The following is a 17,371-nucleotide window of genomic DNA, read 5'->3' on the forward strand; positions in this document are numbered from 1 at the left end:
CGATGGACATGGCGGGCCGTCGCGCCGTCGCGCCGGTCCTTCGGGGCTTCAGGCCCCGTTCGGGGCGCCGTCGAGCCGGCTGACGATCCGCCGGAGCTGTCGGGCGTTCCGGGGTGACATGGCCTGCATCACGGTGTCGAGAAGGGCCCGGGCCTCGAAGGGGTCGCCGCAGCAGTACCAGTGCGGGTTGCCCTGCTCGTGGTCGTCCCACAGTTGGCGTTCGGGGCGGTGGACGTAGTCCTTCCACCGGCGCACGGCCGCGCCGACGTCCCCCGGACGCAGGTGGTTGCGGGAGTGTTCGAGGCGGAAGATCTCGGACAGCGCGCGTGAGGACAGGCCGTCGATGGCGGGCCCCGGCCCCGGCCCCGTCTCCGTCGTCCGGCGGCGGAGATTGCCGGCCCGGACGTGTCCTGGGCGGTTACGCGGCATGGACCTTTCGGTTCGTCTGCATGCGGTACATCGTGGCACGGCCCCGAAGGCGATGGCGCCGTACGGGGAGTCCGGGCCGGACGGGGAGGTCGGTGGCGTCATGGCTGTCGCCGAGTGGCGTCAGCCTGCCGTCGGGTGGCGCCACTATGGCGCCTTCGTGGCGCCGCGGCGGGTCATTTCGTTGCTGATGTGGCACTGCGGCGCGGTGATTCGGGAAAGAAGTGCCAGGCCAGAGCCTTGTGTGCCAAAAGGGTGGCGATGTGGCTCGTCATGGCGCCATCGATGTGCCATCATGGCGTCATGGACCTCACGCCCTACGTCGACAACCTTCGGCAGGAACTGGCCGTCGCCGCGGAAGCCGGCGGCGACGACGCCCGCGCCCTCGCCGAGCGGCTCACCGCTCCCCTGGAGTCGGCCGCCCGACTGACTCTCCTCAACGCACTGTCCGCCGCCATGGGCGAGGTCACCCGGGAGCTGGCGCCGGGCTCGGTCGACGTACGACTGCGCGGACTCGACCCGGAGTTCGTGGTGACGGCGCCGCCGGCCCCCGAGCCGTTCCGGGAGGTACCGGAACCGGCCGAGCCCCTTGCCGCGCCCGTGCCGCCCCCGCCGCCCGCGGACGCCGACGACGGCGCCATGGCGCGGATCAACTTCCGCCTCCCCGCCCATCTCAAGGCCCGTGCCGAGAGTGCCGCGGCGGCGGAGGGGCTGTCGGTCAACGCCTGGCTGGTACGGGCCGTCTCCGTCGCCCTCGACGGAGGGGGACGCACGAGCACGCCGGGCCGCGGCAAGGAGTCGGGCGGCCGGGGCTTCACCGGCTGGGTCCGCTGAGGCCCCGTCCTCGAACCGCCGTCCACCGGACGACGGGTGACGGCGTTTCGAGGACGAGGACCGATTTCACCGGCGGACCGCTGATCCGCCGACGTCATTCATCACCCGCCCCACCGGCGGGATCAACCGCGCGAGCCAAGAGGACGGAACAGCCATGCCTTCTTTCGAGACCCCCGAGCCGATCTCCGCCACCCTCGAACTGGAGGTCGGTACCGCCCGCATCACCGCGGGCAAGCGCACCGACACCGTCGTGGAGGTGCTGCCGCGCGACGGATCCGACAACAACGACGTGCGCGCCGTGCAGCAGACCCAGGTCACCTGCTCGGGCGGCCGGCTCACGATCAGGACGCCCAAGAAGCGGACCCCGTTCGGCAAGCCGGGCTCCATCGAGGTCAGCATCGAACTGCCCGCGGGGTCGGACGTCCGGGGCAGGTCGGGCATGGGCAGCTTCTTCTGCGAGGGCGGCTTCGGGGAGGTCGTGCTCAAGACCTCGCTCGGCGACATCCAGGTCGACGAGGCGGCCGAAGCCGACCTGAAGACCGACCACGGCGACATCCGCCTGACCCGCTCGACCGGGGACGCCGAAGTCGTCGGCGGCGGCCGGATCGAGATCGGCACGGTCGCCGGCACGGCGACCGTCAAGAACAGCAACGGCGCCACCGAGATCGGCGAGGTCGCCGGCGACCTGAAGACCAACGCGGCCAACGGCGACATCTCCGTCGGCGTGGCGCACGGCACCGTCGGCGCCAAGTCCGCCAACGGCCGGATCGAGATCGGCGTCGCCCACGCCGGGGTCGAGGCGATGTGCTCCACCGGCGGCATCCGCGTCGGCGAGGTCATCCGCGGCCGGACCGACCTGCGCACCTCCGTCGGCAACCTCGAAGTGGGCATCCGCCGTGGCACCGCCGCCTGGCTCGACCTGAACACCAAGTACGGCATGGTGCGCAACCTGCTCGACTCCTCCGCGGGCCCCGCGGACTCCGACGAGACCGCCGAGGTGTACGCCCGGACCGCGACCGGCGACATCATCGTCCGCCGCGCCTGACCCCGCGCACCTGTCGACCCGTCAACTCCCCATCTCCGAAGGGAAAACGGCATGACCGCCATCCAGGCATCCGCGCCGACCGCCGCGAACGCGACGGCACAGGCGATCACCGCCACCGGACTGCGCAAGTCCTACGGCGACAAGCTCGTGCTCGACGGCATCGACCTGAGCATCGCCGAAGGCACCGTCTTCGCCCTGCTCGGCCCCAACGGCGCCGGCAAGACCACCACGGTGGAGATCCTCTCCACACTCATCGGCGCCGACGCGGGCGAGGCCCGGGTCGCGGGTCACCACCTGACCCGGGACGCCGACGCGGTGCGCTCCGTGATCGGCGTCACCGGCCAGTTCTCGGCCGTCGACAACCTGCTGACCGCGGAGGAGAACCTGCTCCTCATGGCGGACCTGCACCACCTCGACCGGCGCGAGGGCAAGCGGCGGGCCCAGGACCTGCTGCGCCGCTTCGACCTGTCGGAGGTGGCCGGCAAGACCGCCGTCACGTTCTCCGGCGGCATGCGGCGCAAGCTGGACCTGGCGATGACCCTGGTCGGCGATCCGCGGATCATCTTCCTCGACGAACCCACCACCGGACTCGACCCGCGCAGCCGGCGCACCATGTGGGAGATCATCCGCGGCCTCGTCGCCGACGACGGCGTGACCATCTTCCTGACCACCCAGTACCTCGAAGAGGCCGACCAACTCGCCGACCGGATAGCCGTGCTGGACCACGGCAGGCTGATCGCCGAGGGCACCGCCGACGAGCTGAAGCAGCGCATCCCCGGCGGCCACATCCGGGTGCGGTTCGCCGACGTCCGGAGCCTGGACGACGCCGCGGGAATCTTCGGCATCGCCACGCGCGACGAGGAGTCCCTCACCCTCCAGATCCCCAGCGACGGTTCCATCCCCAACCTGCGGGCCGTCCTCGACACCCTGGAATCCACCGACATCCGGGCCGATTCGCTCACCGTGCACACCCCCGACCTCGACGACGTCTTCCTGACCCTCACCGGTCAGCCCCGCCCCGCCGCCACCGCCGCACCGACCGAGGAGAACGTCTGATGGCCACCATGTCCTACGCCGCCCGGGACTCCAGGACGATGCTGCGGCGCAACCTCAGAAAGGCCCTGCGCTACCCGTCCTTGACGCTCACCGTCGTCATCATGCCCATCATGATGCTGCTGCTGTTCAACTACGTCTTCGGCAGGGCACTGGGCACCGGCATCAGCGACCTGCCCACCGGCAGCGGCGAGTACATCGACTACATCGCCCCCGGCATCATCCTGATGGCCGCCACCTCCGGCTCCCTGACCGTCGCGATCAGCATCTGCATCGACAAGACCGAAGGCATCGTCAACCGCTTCCGCACGATGCCGATCTCCCGGGCCTCGTTCCTGACCGGGCATGTCGTCGCCGGGGTGATCCAGACGATGACCAGCGTCGCGCTCGTCATCGCCACCGCCCTCCTGATGGGCTTCCGCCCCGATGCCACCGTCGTCGAATGGGCCGCCGCCATCGGCCTGCTCACCCTGCTCACCCTGGCCCTCACCTGGATCTCCGCGGGCATCGGCCTGGTCGCCAGGAACGCCGAGACCGCCAGCAACATCCCGATGCCGCTGACGTTCATGCCGTTCATCGGCAGCGCCATCGTGCCGCCGGAGTCCATGCCCACCGGCCTGCGCTGGTTCGCCGAGTACCAGCCCTTCACGCCGATCATCGAGACCCTGCGCGGGCTGTGGCTCGGCACCGAGATCGGCTCCAGCGCGACCATCGGCCTCGCCTGGTGCGTGGGGCTCTCCCTGGTCGGCTACCTGTGGGCACGCCGCACCTTCAGGACCGGTGCCAAGCGGTGACCACCGCTTCTCCCGGGCGACTTCACCGCCCCGCACCGCCAATGCCCCGTACTCCGTACCCCGTTCACCGCACGCCGCACACCGTCCGACGAGCACAGGAGGACCCCATGCCGTACGACCCGACGACCCCCGAAGCCAACACCCCGGACGCCATCGCCGCCGGCACCACGACCGGCGACGCCACCACCACCGACGCCACTGCGCAGGAACCGCCCGCCTTTCCCGCCGACCGGCACACCGGCTGCCCCTTCGACCCGCCCGCCGGACTCACCGCGCTGAGCGACGAGCCCGTGCGCCGCATGCGCTACGCCGACGGACACCTGGGTCGGCTGGTCACCGGACACGCCGCGGCCCGTGCGGTCCTCGCCGATCCGCGCTTCAGCTCACGCTACGAATTCATGCACATGCCGGTGCCGGTGGAAGGCGTGTCGGGGGAGTTACCGCCGGCACCGGTCGGCGACATCATCGGCCTCGACGCCCCCGAGCACACCCGCTACCGGCGCCTGCTCACCGGCCGGTTCACCGTCCGCCGCATGCGCCGACTCACCGAGCAGGTGGAGCGGTTCACCGCCGAATGCCTGGACGCGATGGAACAGGCCGGGCCCACGGCCGACCTGGTGGAGGCGTTCGCGCAGCCCGTGCCCGCGCTCATGATCTGCGAACTGCTCGGCGTGCCGTACACCGACCGGGAGCGTTTCCGGGACCAGGTGGCGACGATCTTCGACCAGACGGCCGACGTGGAGGCCAAGGGCACAGCCTACGCGGAACTCATCCAGTACCTGGACGAACTGGTCATCGCCAAGCGCGCCGAGCCCACCGACGACCTGCTCAGCGAGCTGACCGCCTCCGACCTCACCGACGAGGAACTGGCCGGGATCGGCGGGCTGTTGCTCGCCGCCGGGCTCGACACCACCGCGAACATGCTCGGCCTCGGCACCTTCGCCCTGCTGAGCAACCCCGACCAACTGGCGGCCCTGCGCGCCGATCCCGAACTCGCCGGGCAGGCAGTGGAGGAGCTGCTGCGCTACCTCAGCGTGGCCGACCCGCTGGTGCGTTCGGCACTCGAGGACGTCGAGGTGGAGGGCCGGCTCATCAGGGCGGGCGAGTCGGTGACCGTCTCCGTGCAGGCCGGCAACCGCGATCCGCACAAGTTCCCCGACCCCGACCGGCTCGACATCCACCGCCGGGCCACCGGGCACCTGGCCTTCGGCCACGGCATCCACCAGTGCCTGGGCCAGCAGCTCGCCCGCGTCGAGATGGCCGTCGCGTTCCCGGCGCTCCTCGCCCGCTTCCCGGGACTGCGTCTCGCCGTGCCGCCGCAGGAGGTGCCGCTGCGGGCCCGTGCCAACATCTACGGAGTGATCAGTCTGCCCGTCACCTGGGACGAGGAGTGACCCCATGAGCGATCCACGAGAACCACTGCGTCTCGACGTCGACCGGGACCGTTGCGTAGGCGCCGGCATGTGTGCCCTGACCGCCCCCGCGGTCTTCGACCAGGACGACGAGGAGGGCCTGGTGGTGCTCCTGCACCCCGTGCCGGAAGCCGGGGACCGGGCCGCCGCCCGGATGGCCGTCGGCCTCTGCCCCGCCGGAGCCATCGCCCTCGACTCCCCGGAATCCACGACCCCGTAGCGACCCGCGGCACCCGCCCGGACCGAGAACCCCCGCACCGCGCGCCGGTGGGGGGCTCTCGTGTGTTCTCCACGGGTACGGGTCCGGCCGCCCGATGAGCGGGCCGTGCCCCGTTCACCGGTCAGTCCAACATGTCGGCGAACATGCCGGGCTCGTACGAACCCCCGAGGTTGTTCACGATCACGTTCATCCGGGTGGCCGCGTTGATCAGGGCGATCACGCAGACCAGCGTACCGAGCTGGTCGTCGTCGTAGTGCTTGCGCGCCTCGGCCCAGGTATCGTCGGACACACCGCGGTCGCCGAGCCGGGTGCCCTCCTCGGCGAGCGCCAGCGCGGCCCGTTCGGCCTCGGTGAACACGGTGCTGTGACGCCAGACGGCGACCAGGTTGAGCCGGAGCGCGGTCTCACCGGCGGCCGCGGCCTCCTTGGCGTGGGCGTCCACGCACAGACCGCAGCCGTTGATCTGGCCGACCCGCAACTCCACCAGTTCCTGAGTGGACTTGGGCAACGTCGACTGCGCCAGGGGCAGGGAGGTGCTGTAGAACCGCTTGGCGATCTTCAGGGCGGTCGGGCTGGAGAACAGGTTGAAACGGGGTTCCATGACTTCGTCCTCACTCGTGGTCTCGTGTGCTGCCGCACAGGACGAACACAAGACGCCGGTGCCCCGGCCCGTGTGACGGCCCGCCGATGTGATGTGTCCGACCGTCCGCGGGTGTCACAGATCGGCGGGGACCGGTGTCCCGGGCGCGGCCCCCGGCCGAGCACGTACGGGTACGGGTGTGCCGGGTGCGAACGGGTACGGGCGGGAGCCGGTTTCAGGCGTTCGCGCCCTGGAGTTCGGCGCGCCGCAGGGCCGGGGCCGCGACGGCCAACACAGCTGCCAGCAGGCTGATCGCACCGCATCCGGCGAAGAAGACGCCCGCTCCCCAGAGTTGGGCGGTGAAGCCCGCGACGGGGAAGAGGGCCGGGGCCAGGCCCAGGGTGCACAGCGTGGTGAGGGAAGTGACCCGGCCCAGGTACCGGGGATCCGTCTCCGCCTGGACCAGGGCGCCGGTGAGCGTCACCGCGGTGCCGCCGGCCAGGCCGATCAGAACGGTGAGGGCGACGGCGGACCACAGGGTCGGTGCCCGGCCCAGGGCGGCCGTGGCCACGGCGGTGACCAGCAGCGCGACGACGACACCCCGTCCGGCGCGGGCGACACGCGGGAGGACGGTGAACCACAGGGACGCGACACCCGCCCCGACGCTGAAGGCGCTCGCCGTCCACCCCGTGCCGGAGGCGCCCCAGCCCCGTTCGTCCGCCAGCAGCACCAGCCCCAGCGCCACCGGGCCGCTGAAGCACATCTCGCTCAGCCCGATCACCCCCGCCAGCGGGGCGAGCAGCCGGTGGCGGCGTACGTAGCGCAGACCTGCGCCCAACTCCTGCCGTGTCGTGCGGCGTTCGGGGACGGCCGGAGCCGGGACGGGGGCGGTGCGAACGGTGAGGAGGAGGACGAGCGACGCGGCGAAGAGGACCCCCGCGACGGCGAAGGCGCCACCGGCCCCACCGGCGGCCAGCACGATGCCGCCCGCTGCGGGGCCGAGGGAGTTGCTCAGCCGGACCGACAGCCCCCGCATGCCCTGGAGGCGGGCGAGTTGGTCCCGTGTCGTGATGCGGGGCGGGAACGCGCCCACGGCGGGCATGAACACCGCGTCCACCACGCCGAAGACCAGGGCGAGCGGGACCAGCAGCCACGGCCCCGGCGCCGTCGACACCAGTACGGCGGCCGACACCAGGATGACCAGACAGCGGGTGGCGTCACTGGCCACGGCGACCCGCCGGGGGCCGAACCGGTCGGCCACCACGCCCCCGACGAGCATGAACACCGCCCGGGGGAGGGCCCCGGCCGCGACCACCAGACCCGCCTGCGACGGGCCGACGGTGCGGGTGGCGGTCCAGGACAGCGCCAGGAAGTAGATGACGTCGCCGGTGACCGACGCGGTGTACGCCGCGAGCCAGCGCAGCACGTTGCCGTCCCGGTGCGCGGGCCGGGGCACAGCCGTGGCGGGACCGGTCATGAACCGGCGGACCGCGGCGGTACGGTGCCCGGCACCGGGAACGCCTGCACCTGCACCGCCACCGGTACGAGTTCCCCGGCGCCCCGGTCCGCGGCCTGCCGGTACCGGGAGATCACCGCGAAGACCTCGTCGCGCATCCGGGCGACGTCCTCCGGGGCCAGCCGCAGGACGAAGTCCCCGAATGCGCTGACCTCGAACCACTCCTCCGGCAGCGACGGCACCTCCTGCGCCGCAGCCCGCAGACGCTCCGTGCAGGCGAGGGCCACGGCGTGCGCGTAGGCACGCCCGGCCTCCTGCCGTTCCGGAGCGGCGGCGGACGTCGGATCGTGGACGGACTGGCGGTGGGCGGCCCGCCACCACCGCTCACGCCCGGTGCCGCGCCCCGGTTCCTCCACGATGAGTCCGCCCGCCGCCAGTCGGCGCAGGTGATAGCTCGCGGCCCCGGGATTGATGCCGAGCTCACCGGCCACCCTGGTCGCGGTCGACGGGCCGCGCTGACGCAGCAGCGCGAGCACGTTGATCCGCAGGGGGTGGGCCAGCACCCGCAGAGCGGCGGTGTCCAGTTCGACGTCCGACTCCGCCGGGAGCCGGTCGGGCGGGTCGGCGGGGGAAGCGGCGGGTGGACCTGCGGGGGAAGCGGTCATACGCGCCAAGATAGACCTGCAACACTTCTTTCGAAAGAGTTGTTGTGAACGGTCTCGGCCCCGGCCCCGACTGTGCCCGGCCGCGTTCGGTCCCTCGGCCCGGCGGCCCGGCGGCCCGTCCCACGGTCCACCTGCCTGTCGGCATGTGCTGTACCGGAGGAGCGCGCTCGGCGACCGGCTCATGACCCCCGCGGCCGGGCCGATCGATCAGTGAGCACCCGGGTTTTTCAACAGGGCTTTCACGCCTGCCTAGTCAAATTTGATTAGATTAAGGGCATGAGCGAGAAGATGATTCCGATCCTGCCGTGCCGAACCCTTCGGCCCGTCCTCGACTTCTATGCCGCCCTCGGCTTCGGGACGACCTTCCAGCAGCGGAGCCCCAACCCCTACGCGGTCGTGCAACGGGGCGGCATCGAGCTCCACTTCTTCGGGATGAAGCAGTACGACCCGGCCGGTTCGTACAGCACGTGTCTCGTCGCGACCGAGGACGTCGACGGGCTGCACGAGGAGTTCCGGGCCGGCCTCAAGGCCGCGTACGGGAGGGTGCCGGTCCGGGGGCTGCCGCGCATCGGGCCGCTGAAGGACATGTCCTACGGTGTGCGGCAGTTCCTCATGACCGACCCGGGCGGCAACTGCGTCCGAGTGGTCCGGCGGACGGGCGGGAGCCTGCACCACCGGCCCGCGCCCGAGGGTGCTTTCGCCCGCGCCCTGCACCACGCGTCCCTCCTCGTGGACTCGAAGGAGGACCTGGCGGGTGCCGTACGGGTCATCGACCGCGCGCTGGGTGTCGAGGACGAGGAGCCGACGCGCGTGCAGCTCCTCCAACTCCTCGTGCTGCGCGCGGATGTCGCCGGACGCCTCGGTGACGAGGAGACGGCGGCGTCCGCGCTCGCCCGGGCCTCGGGCATCCGCCTCGTCGCCGAGGAGCGGGGTCCGGCCCGGGACGCCCTCGTGCGTCTGGAGGAACTGCGCGCCGCGGCCCGGCCGTGAACCGACCGCCTGCCGGGTTCTGTTGAGCCGGAGGGGTGCTCGCTTGCCGACCCGTGCTGTACTGGCCCGTGCCGGGCAGATCCGTGCTTCGCCGGAGGGAACGGCCCCGTCCCGAGGGGAGGGCGTACGTCCGCGGGCGGCGCGGTGCGGGCTGCGGACCGGGGTGTCGGCTGTGTCGGGACGAGAGTTGATCCTGTGTTCCAGTCCGTTTTGGCCTGTGAAAACAAACCGTTGCGTTGTTTCCTCCTGCGCACCGATGGTTCATGATCAGGCATATGCCCCGTTCATGCTCACCTCATGGTGGCTGCGCGGGTACCTCGGGTGAGGTCGTGGCCCGAAGTCGGAATGCTTCCATTGCAAAGAACCGGGCAACCGGTATATTTACTGCTCGGAGAGGAGCCCGGTGTTCCGAGGGGGACGAGGCTCTTTTCTGCGTTTCCGTATGTGGTCCGTCGACGACCAGGAGCGTGGGGACGCTCCGGGCGGAAAATAGGGGGAGGCCCAGGATGGCAGGCCGGATGCACGCACAGGTGATGGTGGTCGGAGGAGGTCCGGTCGGCATGCTCGTCGCGGCCGAACTGGCCGCTCAGGGAGTCGACACCCTGGTCCTCGAAGCGGAGGCCACCACATCGGAACGGCCCAGGGCCACCACGCTCCACGCACGGGCGGTGCAGTGCCTGGCCCGGCGCGGTTACTTCTTCGCGCCGGAGCCCCGTCCCGCGGGCGGCTCGGCCGCCATGCCCTTCCACTTCGCGGGCATCCCGGGCCTGTCCATCACCGTCCCGGAGGCGGAACCCGTCCCGATCCTGAAGGCCCCCCAGGCCGAACTGGAGCGGCTCTTCGAGAGCAGGGCACGGGCCAACGGCGTCCGGGTGCTGCGCGAGCACCGGGTGACGGAGATGACGCAGGACCGGGACGGCGTGCGGATCACCGCGCAGAGCCCGCAGGGGTGCCGGTCGTTCGCCGTCGGGTACGTGGTGGGGGCGGACGGGGCCCGCAGCACGGTCCGCGAACTGGCGGGGATCGCCTCCGACGTCGGCCTGCCGACCATGTCCGCGCTGACGGGCCTGGTCCGCATCACCGACCCGCAGGCCGTCCCGGTGGGCTGGCACCGTACGCCCAGGGGCTGGCTCATCGCCAAGAAGGGCCCCGACGGGCGCACCCTGGTCCACACGCTCACCGAAGGGGACGCCTCGGACGACCGTCATCTGCCGCTCACCCTGGACGAGTTGAGCGAGAAGGCGGCGTGGGTCGCCGGGCACGACATCGAGATGACCGACCCCCGCTGGCTCGGCCGGTTCAGCGACTACACCCGGCTGGCCAGGACCTACCGCGCGGGACGGTTCTTCCTGGCCGGGGACGCCGCGCACGTGCACTTCCCGATCGGCGGCCAGGGCCTGAGCACGGGGGTGCTGGACGCCCTCGACCTCAGCTGGAAACTCGGCCTCGTGGCACGGGGCGCCGCGAGCGACGGACTGCTCGACACCTACGGCCCGGAACGCCGGCCCGCCGCCCGGCGGGTCATCGACAACACCCGTGCGCAGGTCATGCTGATGCGCCCCGGCGACGAAGTCGACTCCTTGCGGGCGTTGCTCGCCGGACTTCTGGAGTCGGGCCGCGGCAACGACTTCCTGAGCGCGATGATCAGCGCCCAGGACACCGTCCTCCCGTCGAGTCCCCGCCGCCGCTATCGCTCGCTGCGGGAGGGCACCTTCCTCGACAACACCGAACTGTCCACGCCCCAGGGCCCGTCGGACGTGATCGGGCTGTTGGGGAGGAGCGGCAGACCGCTGCTGCTGCTCCTCGGCGAGGGCGGCAGGCGCTGCGCGGACACGGCGCGCGCCTGGGCCCGGTCCCTGCACGTGGTGCACTGCGCACCGACGGCCGCCCTGCCGTACGACGCCCTGCTCGTACGCCCCGACGGGTACATCGCCTGGGCCTCGGACGGCGGCGAATCGCTGGCCGATGCCCTGGTGTCGCTGTTCGGCACGGGGGCGGAGACAGAAGCGGGGACGGAAACGGGAGCGGAGGCAGTGGCAGGGACAGGAACGGGAGCGGAGAAGGCCACGGGGGCGGCGGTGGACACGGACCCCTGCCCGGAGGCGCCTTCCGCCCCGGCCCGGGTGCCCGCCGTGACCGGCTGCCGCTGATGCTCCGAATCCCCTCGGGGCATCCCGAGGCATCCTGGGGCGTCCCGAGGCACTCCGGGATCACTGACGTGATGTGCACCACTCCCGGGGTGCTTCGGATCGGGCGTGCCCGATCATGACCGGAATGGACGCTCGTTTCCTCGGCATCACCGAGCTGACCGAGACCCCCTCCGTGGCGGTCGTGGTCGACGTCATGCGCGCTTGCACCGTTGCCGCCTGGGCCTTCGCCCGAGGGGCGGAGAAGATCGTGCTCGCCGAGTCGCTGGACGAGGCACTGGCGCTCAAGGCCCGCCACCCGGACTGGGTGGCGCTCAAGGACGGCCCGCCCGCGCCCGGGTTCGACGCCGTGAACTCGCCGGGGCTGCTGCGGTCCGCCGACCTCGGCGGGCGGACCGTCGTGCAGAAGACCACGGCGGGGACGGTCGGCGCCCTCGCGGTCAAGGAGGCGTCGCTGGTGCTGTGTGCCGGCTTCGTGGTGGCGGAGGCGACCGCCCGGCTCCTGCGGGAACGCGGGGGCGACAGCGTCACGTACGTGGTCACCGGCGAGGACGGACGGGCCGACGAGGATCTGGCGTGTGCCCAGTACATCGCCCGGAGGGCCGCCGGGGCCGAGACGGAGGCCGCCGGGTTCCTCCGCCGTGCCGCCGGGTCGCGGGCCGCCATCGAACTCGCGGAGGGGGTGCGTCGGGGGGCCCATCCCGACGACGTCGAACTCTGTCTCGAACTCGACCGGTTCCCCTTCGCCATGGTGGCGGAATCGGAGGGCCCGCTCATGGTTCTCCGTTCGTGCGCCGTGCCTTCGACGGCCGACGACGCCACCTCCTGACAGGCGGGAGCCGGGCCCGGATACTGGGGGGCATGCAGTTCATCGCCTTCATGACCCTGCCCGGGCTCGTCATCGTGCTGACCCTGCTGGCCTTCGTCGACCAGTTGCTGCTGCGCGCGGGCCGGGCCGGAGTGCTGCCGTGGCGGAACGGCGCACGTCAGGGACAGATATCGGCGACCGGGTTCGAGCAGCTGCATGCGAGCCTTTCGCCGGGCAAGCAGAACGAGCTGAAGGAGCGGCAGTCGGCACTGGTCATGCCGGACAACGAGGACGACGGCGCTCCGCCGCACAGGACGACGGTGGACCTGACCGCGGGGACGGCGGTCGTACGGTTGCCGGGCCCCGGACGGTAGGCACGGGCCCAACCGGTGAGGGCGGGACCGGTGTTCCGCACCCTTCCGCGTATCGGGAAGAGAGGGCCGAAGGGCACCCCGCCCGTCTCGTGGAAGAAGCGCCCATGCATGATCATCATCTGAAGGGCCCATGTCGCGCGGACGGCACGGTGGTGGCCCGGAACGTCTCGGAGAACTCGAATGACCTTGAATCCGGTGCCCGTCGACCGTGAACCGGCTGCCGGGGCCGTCCTGCTGACCGGCATTCCCGGGAGCGGGAAGTCGACGGTGGCCGCCGCGCTGGCCGCTCGGCTCCGGATGTCGGCCCACATCGAGGTGGACGGGCTCCAGGAGATGATCGTCAGTGGTGGGCGGTGGCCCTCGCCGACCGCGAACGCGGAGGCCGACCGGCAGATATTCCTGCGAGCCCGGAACGCGTGCCTGCTGGCGGACAGTTTCGTGCGGGCCGGTTTCGTCCCGGTGCTCGACGACGTCGTGGTCCGCCGTTCCCACCTCGACTTCTACCGTACGACGCTGGCGACGGCGCCGTTCCACGTCGTCGTCCTGGCTCCCGGCCCGGCAGTCGCGTGGCGGCGCAACCAGACCCGGGAGAAGGTCCTGAGCACGGACTGGTCACCGCTGGACGAAGCGATGCGATCCGAGCTCGGACAGCAGGGAATCTGGATCGACAACGCCGCGCAGACGATCGACGAGACGGTCGAGGCGATCCTGTTCGCGACCGGTCTGGCCCCCGCATCCGGGGCCGATCAGCCGCTGCGTTGATCGCGGGGCGGCGCGCGCGTGGGGGGCCGACGCCCCACGGCGGGACCGACCCCCGTGCGCTCCCGCCGCTGAACTCCGACGATCCGGCCGGGCAGTTCCCGGGGCCTTCGAGAAGGGAGGCCCCGGGGTCCGTCCGTCCCCGGGCCGCCGGTCGAGCCCCGGCCGACCGTTCCCGACCGGTCGGATCCGGCAGCCGGTCGACTCGGACCGGTCCCGATCGACCGGTCCTGATCAGCCAATCCTGATCGACCGGTTCTGATCGGTCGGTTCTGATCGGTCGGTCCTAACCGACCGGGACGCCGACCTCCTCGGCGAGCGATTCGGTCAGCTCGGTGAAGACCGTCAGGCCCCGTGCGTGGGAGAGGTCCACCGACGCGAGCACGGACGCCAGCACCACATTGGGCAGCAGATGACGGAGCAGGCAACAGACCCGGTCGTCCAGGTCCTGGTAGTTGCTGAGCGCCTGCGACATCGCCTGGACGCCGGCGAAACTGCCCACCAGCACGTCCGATGTCTCGTGGGGCACGATGTGGGGGAGGAGCTCCCCCTGTGCCTGCGCCTTCTCCAGGAGCTCCCGCATGACCTGGCCCCAGTTCAGGAAGGGGGCGCTGCGGTCGAGGTCCTGCGCCTGCTGGTCCAAGGACAGCCTGACACCGGCGCGGACCATGGGGTCCGTCTGCAACCGGTGGGCGTGCAGCATGATGACGTCCACGATCTCCTGCGTCTTGCAGGCCCGATCGGGAACGGCGAGCCGCTGGTCCTGCTCGCTGAGCACCCCCTGGGCCAGCTCTTCCTTGGACTGGAAGTGGAAGTACAGGGCCCCCTTCGTCACTCCCGCCTCGGCGAGTATCTCGGTGATCGTGGCCGCCTGGTAACCGTGCAGCTCGAACACCTTGGCCGCTGCAGACAGGATCGTCTGACGTGTACGGATGGCTCGATCCTGCTTCGCCACTCTCGCCTCCTTCACCTACGTGGTCTATGTATCTGAGTTCCGCCGTACCTCATGAAAAAAACCGGCTAGTTTGTATCTTACAGTGATCGGCGCCCACAGCGAATGGGGGAACGGCATGATCGAGACGGATCACGGGGCCGGCCGTGCCCGGAAACGAAGCGTCGGGGCCGGCATTCCGGGCCGCGCCGGAAGGCCGGGACGGGGAACGGAGGAGCGATGATTCTGGTGACGGGTGCGACCGGAACGGTCGGCAGGGAAGTGGTCCGTTCCTTCCCGGCGGGTGCGCCACTGCGCCTCATGAGCAGGAATCCCGCGCAGGTCACGGGAGTTCGGCCCGGGGCGGAGGCCGTGGCCGGGGACTACGCCGATCCCGGCTCGCTGGCCCGGGTGCTGCGAGGGGTGCGCGGTGTCTTCCTCGTCACGAACCGGGTCGGCGGTGACGACGACGCCGTCTTCCTCCGGGCCGCGCGGACGGCGGGGGTGCGCCATGTGGTGAAACTCTCCGCGGCCGCGGTCGCCGACGAGCGGGCCGACGACCTGATCACGCGCTGGCAGCGCACCAACGAGGACCTCCTGCGGGGATCCGGGATGGACTGGACCCTGCTGCGGCCCCGTTCGTTCATGTCCAACTGCCTGTCATGGGCGGGGTCGATCCGTTCCGAACGGGTCGTACGGGCGCTGTACGGAACCTCGGTGAACGCGTGCGTCGACCCGCGCGACATCGCGGAGGTGGCGGTGCGCGCACTCACCGACGACGGGCACCGCGGCGCGGTCCACACCCTGACCGGGCCGGAGGCGATCAGCGCGGTGGAGCAGACGGACCGCCTCGCACGGGCGCTCGGGGTGCCGTTGCGCTTCGAGGAACTGGAGCCGGAGCGGGCGAGGGCCGCACTGCTGCGCCGGTACCCGGAGGAACTGGCGGACGCGCTGCTCGGCAGCGCGCGGCGGCAGCGCGACGGGGCCAAGGCGGCGGTGGGCGGCGGGGTCGGAGAGGTGACGGGCCGGCCGGCCAGGTCGTTCGACGAATGGGCCGCGGACCATGCGACCGCCTTCGCCCCCAGGACGTCCTCATGAGGGCGAAGGCGGTCACATGACCGGATCAGCCTTTGTGCGACAGGACCTTCACGGTGGAGGTGAACACCAGCTCCCCGTCCTGGTGGCCGGTCACCAGGACCGACTGCTCGCCGCCGGCCACGTCGGGCAGGGGCTGCGCCTGGATCATGCAGGGCGTGTCCAGCTCGGCGTACCGGTGGAACTCGCTCGCGATGTCCACGGGCAGCACCGCTGAACCCTCGCAGGTCGCTGCCGCCGCCTGCCGGGCGGCTTCGAGGAGCACCATGCCGGGGACGTGGTCGACCGGGTGGTCGAAGAGCACGTGGTGCCGGGTGTCGGCCCTGAGCTGCCAGCGGTTCGTCTCGCCGACGGGGGAGAGCACCACGTCGATGGGTGACATGCGGCCGACGCTCTGGGGCGAGGCGGGGGCCGTGAGGGCGAGTTGGGGCGGGCCGTCGGGGGTGCCGCGGTTGCCGCGCAGCCTCCGGTACACCGCCGGGGTGGTGCAGGTGTAGGAGGCGCCCCCGGTCACGACCGGCCTGCCGTCGCGGTGGACCACCGCCTTGTAGCGCAGCCCGGTCAGCGCGCCACCGCGCTGCTTGACCTCGGTGCAGGTGATGTCGATGTCGAGCGAGGCGGGCGTGTCACCGATGAGCATCTGGTCCGGCTCGACCGTGTACTGGAGGTCCCACATCAGGAAGTGGTGGCCGAGGGGGACGCCGAACTCCGCGTGGGCGAGCAGCGAACCCACCTGACGGATCGTCTCCGCCGCCAGCAGCGGGTCGTGGTGGGCGCCGATGGGACTGAAGAAGCTGTGGCCGCGGGGCCACTGGGCCGTCACCTTGAAGTGGGTGTCGTCCTCGCGCTTCCAGTCGGTGAGCATGACTTCGGCGACGGCCGCCCGGTGGACGAACTCCTTGGGAACGGTGGTCGTCAGCGACGGGAAGCGGAACAGCGGAGGTGCGATCGGTGCGGCCGTCAGGCCGTCCCGTACGGGCGCCTCGTGCGTGACCGGTCCGGCAGGCTGGATCGTTGTCGCAGTCATCTATCCCCCAAAACCACGGTGACGAGAACTCGTTGAGCCCCTCGCGGGACACCAAAGATACATACCACCCGGTTTAATTTCCAGCGTTCCGTCACGTCCGCCAGAACCAAAACCGCAAGATCTATTTTCCCCCAGACCACCCCTCCGTCGGCCCGTGGGGGCCCGCGTCGAGTGGATCTCGACCGGATTTCGACCCTGCTGCTTCACGGTGTCCTGACGGCCGAGGGGGTCTTCGTGAGTGGATTTCGCCGTGGGGCGACCGGGATGGTGCGGGTGGAGCGAGGTAACCCGAATCGGGATGAACTGGATGCGCTGACCAAGGCTTTGCTCTCCGTACTCACCAGAAATCGGGACAGAGTGCGTGCGCGCGGAGGCGGCCCGGGGGGCCGGTCCGTCGCGTGGGGGCGGTGGGAGCGGGCGCCGTATCGGGCTCCGCGCAGCTGGCGATAGCTGTCACGTGCGGAGATGGCATGAAGAGGCCCACCCGCGAGCAGAAAACCGCGCAACTGGTTTGTTATTCTGGGGTCAGTGCCGAAAGGTGATGTGGAGAGGGGCTGGGGCATGCCGGTGGGTACAGTTGCCGGGCCGGGCGAGCCGACCGACACCCGTGGCCGGGTGGCCGAGCTGCTGGCGCTGCGCGAGCAGGCCCGTCGTGGACCGAGTGACCGGGCGACCGAGGCGCAGCATGCCAAGGGGAAGCTGACGGCGCGTGAGCGGATCGGTCTGCTGCTGGATGAGGGTTCGTTCCGTGAGGT

18 protein-coding genes and 1 pseudogene are annotated in these 17,371 nt (G+C 71.2%); 13 read left to right on the plus strand and 6 right to left on the minus strand.

Annotated features, from left to right (window positions below; translation table 11 throughout):
- Positions 1-48 precede the first annotated feature (48 nt).
- Entirely contained in the window at positions 49-429 is a 381-nt protein-coding gene (locus ABZZ04_RS21455) for a hypothetical protein (RefSeq protein ID WP_356933793.1), read from the minus strand.
- Between the two features lie 300 nt (positions 430-729).
- Between ABZZ04_RS21455 and ABZZ04_RS21460 the strand changes: the two genes are divergently transcribed.
- From ABZZ04_RS21460 to ABZZ04_RS21485, 6 genes are all read left to right on the plus strand, one after another.
- Complete coding sequence (locus ABZZ04_RS21460; RefSeq protein ID WP_356933794.1) at positions 730-1,260, plus strand: toxin-antitoxin system HicB family antitoxin; 531 nt, start codon at positions 730-732, stop codon at positions 1,258-1,260.
- 154 nt (positions 1,261-1,414) lie between these two features.
- A complete protein-coding gene (locus ABZZ04_RS21465; RefSeq protein ID WP_356933795.1) occupies positions 1,415-2,305 on the plus strand; it encodes a DUF4097 family beta strand repeat-containing protein in 891 nt (296 codons plus the stop codon).
- A 51-nt stretch (positions 2,306-2,356) separates the two neighbouring features.
- Positions 2,357-3,361 carry an ATP-binding cassette domain-containing protein gene (locus tag ABZZ04_RS21470; protein WP_356933796.1) on the plus strand — a complete coding sequence of 335 codons (1,005 nt, stop codon included), beginning with the start codon at positions 2,357-2,359 and terminating at the stop codon, positions 3,359-3,361.
- Positions 3,361-4,152 carry an ABC transporter permease gene (locus ABZZ04_RS21475; protein ID WP_356933797.1) on the plus strand — a complete coding sequence of 264 codons (792 nt, stop codon included), beginning with the start codon at positions 3,361-3,363 and terminating at the stop codon, positions 4,150-4,152. The genes ABZZ04_RS21470 and ABZZ04_RS21475 overlap by 1 nt, the downstream gene beginning before the upstream one ends.
- Positions 4,153-4,259: 107 nt before the next feature.
- Complete coding sequence (locus tag ABZZ04_RS21480; protein WP_356933798.1) at positions 4,260-5,546, plus strand: cytochrome P450; 1,287 nt, start codon at positions 4,260-4,262, stop codon at positions 5,544-5,546.
- 4 nt (positions 5,547-5,550) lie between these two features.
- Complete coding sequence (locus ABZZ04_RS21485; RefSeq protein WP_356933799.1) at positions 5,551-5,784, plus strand: ferredoxin; 234 nt, start codon at positions 5,551-5,553, stop codon at positions 5,782-5,784.
- A gap of 121 nt (positions 5,785-5,905) precedes the next feature.
- On the opposite strand, the gene ABZZ04_RS21490 is transcribed toward ABZZ04_RS21485, so the two are convergent.
- From ABZZ04_RS21490 to ABZZ04_RS21500, 3 genes are all read right to left on the minus strand, one after another.
- Positions 5,906-6,385 (minus strand): carboxymuconolactone decarboxylase family protein, encoded by a 480-nt coding sequence (locus tag ABZZ04_RS21490; protein ID WP_356933800.1) that lies wholly within the window; start codon positions 6,383-6,385, stop codon positions 5,906-5,908.
- Between the two features lie 214 nt (positions 6,386-6,599).
- On the minus strand, positions 6,600-7,841 hold the full coding sequence (locus ABZZ04_RS21495) for an MFS transporter (RefSeq protein WP_356933801.1): 1,242 nt from the start codon (positions 7,839-7,841) through the stop codon (positions 6,600-6,602).
- Positions 7,838-8,485 carry a winged helix-turn-helix domain-containing protein gene (locus ABZZ04_RS21500; RefSeq protein ID WP_356933802.1) on the minus strand — a complete coding sequence of 216 codons (648 nt, stop codon included), beginning with the start codon at positions 8,483-8,485 and terminating at the stop codon, positions 7,838-7,840. The genes ABZZ04_RS21495 and ABZZ04_RS21500 overlap by 4 nt, the downstream gene beginning before the upstream one ends.
- A gap of 276 nt (positions 8,486-8,761) precedes the next feature.
- Between ABZZ04_RS21500 and ABZZ04_RS21505 the strand changes: the two genes are divergently transcribed.
- The 5 genes from ABZZ04_RS21505 to ABZZ04_RS21525 all read left to right on the plus strand — a co-directional run bounded on the left by ABZZ04_RS21505 (position 8,762) and on the right by ABZZ04_RS21525 (position 13,566).
- On the plus strand, positions 8,762-9,475 hold the full coding sequence (locus ABZZ04_RS21505) for a VOC family protein (RefSeq protein ID WP_356933803.1): 714 nt from the start codon (positions 8,762-8,764) through the stop codon (positions 9,473-9,475).
- A 506-nt stretch (positions 9,476-9,981) separates the two neighbouring features.
- Positions 9,982-11,625 carry an FAD-dependent monooxygenase gene (locus tag ABZZ04_RS21510; RefSeq protein WP_356933804.1) on the plus strand — a complete coding sequence of 548 codons (1,644 nt, stop codon included), beginning with the start codon at positions 9,982-9,984 and terminating at the stop codon, positions 11,623-11,625.
- Positions 11,626-11,749: 124 nt separating this feature from the next.
- The gene (locus ABZZ04_RS21515) at positions 11,750-12,451 is read left to right on the plus strand and encodes a 2-phosphosulfolactate phosphatase (protein WP_356933805.1); all 702 of its coding nucleotides are present in this window, start codon (positions 11,750-11,752) and stop codon (positions 12,449-12,451) included.
- A gap of 32 nt (positions 12,452-12,483) precedes the next feature.
- Positions 12,484-12,804 carry a DUF6191 domain-containing protein gene (locus tag ABZZ04_RS21520; RefSeq protein ID WP_356933806.1) on the plus strand — a complete coding sequence of 107 codons (321 nt, stop codon included), beginning with the start codon at positions 12,484-12,486 and terminating at the stop codon, positions 12,802-12,804.
- 180 nt (positions 12,805-12,984) lie between these two features.
- A complete protein-coding gene (locus tag ABZZ04_RS21525; RefSeq protein WP_356933807.1) occupies positions 12,985-13,566 on the plus strand; it encodes an AAA family ATPase in 582 nt (193 codons plus the stop codon).
- Positions 13,567-13,849: 283 nt separating this feature from the next.
- Here ABZZ04_RS21525 and ABZZ04_RS21530 read toward each other — a convergent pair whose 3' ends face one another.
- On the minus strand, positions 13,850-14,518 hold the full coding sequence (locus ABZZ04_RS21530; RefSeq protein ID WP_356933808.1) for a ScbR family autoregulator-binding transcription factor: 669 nt from the start codon (positions 14,516-14,518) through the stop codon (positions 13,850-13,852).
- A gap of 216 nt (positions 14,519-14,734) precedes the next feature.
- Here ABZZ04_RS21530 and ABZZ04_RS21535 point away from each other — a divergent pair, with 216 nt between their 5' ends.
- Positions 14,735-15,592, plus strand: a complete 858-nt coding sequence (locus tag ABZZ04_RS21535) for an NAD(P)H-binding protein (RefSeq protein WP_356933809.1) — start codon at positions 14,735-14,737, stop codon at positions 15,590-15,592.
- A gap of 25 nt (positions 15,593-15,617) precedes the next feature.
- Here ABZZ04_RS21535 and ABZZ04_RS21540 read toward each other — a convergent pair whose 3' ends face one another.
- The gene (locus tag ABZZ04_RS21540) at positions 15,618-16,616 is read right to left on the minus strand and encodes a ScbA/BarX family gamma-butyrolactone biosynthesis protein (RefSeq protein ID WP_356933810.1); all 999 of its coding nucleotides are present in this window, start codon (positions 16,614-16,616) and stop codon (positions 15,618-15,620) included.
- A 561-nt stretch (positions 16,617-17,177) separates the two neighbouring features.
- Between ABZZ04_RS21540 and ABZZ04_RS21545 the strand changes: the two are divergent.
- Positions 17,178-17,371 (plus strand): annotated as a pseudogene (locus ABZZ04_RS21545) (methylmalonyl-CoA carboxyltransferase); the annotation flags it as partial.

The sequence above is a fragment of the Streptomyces sp. NPDC006435 genome (assembly GCF_040612315.1).
Classification (GTDB): Bacteria; Actinomycetota; Actinomycetes; order Streptomycetales; family Streptomycetaceae; genus Streptomyces.

Coding starts and splice junctions, on each gene's coding strand:
- ABZZ04_RS21460 (WP_356933794.1), top strand. CDS start 730: ATGGACCTCACGCCCTACGTCGACAACCTTCGGCAGGAACTGGCCGTC.
- ABZZ04_RS21480 (WP_356933798.1), top strand. CDS start 4,260: ATGCCGTACGACCCGACGACCCCCGAAGCCAACACCCCGGACGCCATC.
- ABZZ04_RS21515 (WP_356933805.1), top strand. CDS start 11,750: ATGGACGCTCGTTTCCTCGGCATCACCGAGCTGACCGAGACCCCCTCC.
- ABZZ04_RS21490 (WP_356933800.1), bottom strand. CDS start 6,385: ATGGAACCCCGTTTCAACCTGTTCTCCAGCCCGACCGCCCTGAAGATC.
- ABZZ04_RS21485 (WP_356933799.1), top strand. CDS start 5,551: ATGAGCGATCCACGAGAACCACTGCGTCTCGACGTCGACCGGGACCGT.
- ABZZ04_RS21535 (WP_356933809.1), top strand. CDS start 14,735: ATGATTCTGGTGACGGGTGCGACCGGAACGGTCGGCAGGGAAGTGGTC.
- ABZZ04_RS21470 (WP_356933796.1), top strand. CDS start 2,357: ATGACCGCCATCCAGGCATCCGCGCCGACCGCCGCGAACGCGACGGCA.
- ABZZ04_RS21455 (WP_356933793.1), bottom strand. CDS start 429: ATGCCGCGTAACCGCCCAGGACACGTCCGGGCCGGCAATCTCCGCCGC.
- ABZZ04_RS21525 (WP_356933807.1), top strand. CDS start 12,985: ATGACCTTGAATCCGGTGCCCGTCGACCGTGAACCGGCTGCCGGGGCC.
- ABZZ04_RS21475 (WP_356933797.1), top strand. CDS start 3,361: ATGGCCACCATGTCCTACGCCGCCCGGGACTCCAGGACGATGCTGCGG.
- ABZZ04_RS21465 (WP_356933795.1), top strand. CDS start 1,415: ATGCCTTCTTTCGAGACCCCCGAGCCGATCTCCGCCACCCTCGAACTG.
- ABZZ04_RS21520 (WP_356933806.1), top strand. CDS start 12,484: ATGCAGTTCATCGCCTTCATGACCCTGCCCGGGCTCGTCATCGTGCTG.
- ABZZ04_RS21510 (WP_356933804.1), top strand. CDS start 9,982: ATGGCAGGCCGGATGCACGCACAGGTGATGGTGGTCGGAGGAGGTCCG.
- ABZZ04_RS21500 (WP_356933802.1), bottom strand. CDS start 8,485: ATGACCGCTTCCCCCGCAGGTCCACCCGCCGCTTCCCCCGCCGACCCG.
- ABZZ04_RS21495 (WP_356933801.1), bottom strand. CDS start 7,841: ATGACCGGTCCCGCCACGGCTGTGCCCCGGCCCGCGCACCGGGACGGC.
- ABZZ04_RS21540 (WP_356933810.1), bottom strand. CDS start 16,616: ATGACTGCGACAACGATCCAGCCTGCCGGACCGGTCACGCACGAGGCG.
- ABZZ04_RS21505 (WP_356933803.1), top strand. CDS start 8,762: ATGAGCGAGAAGATGATTCCGATCCTGCCGTGCCGAACCCTTCGGCCC.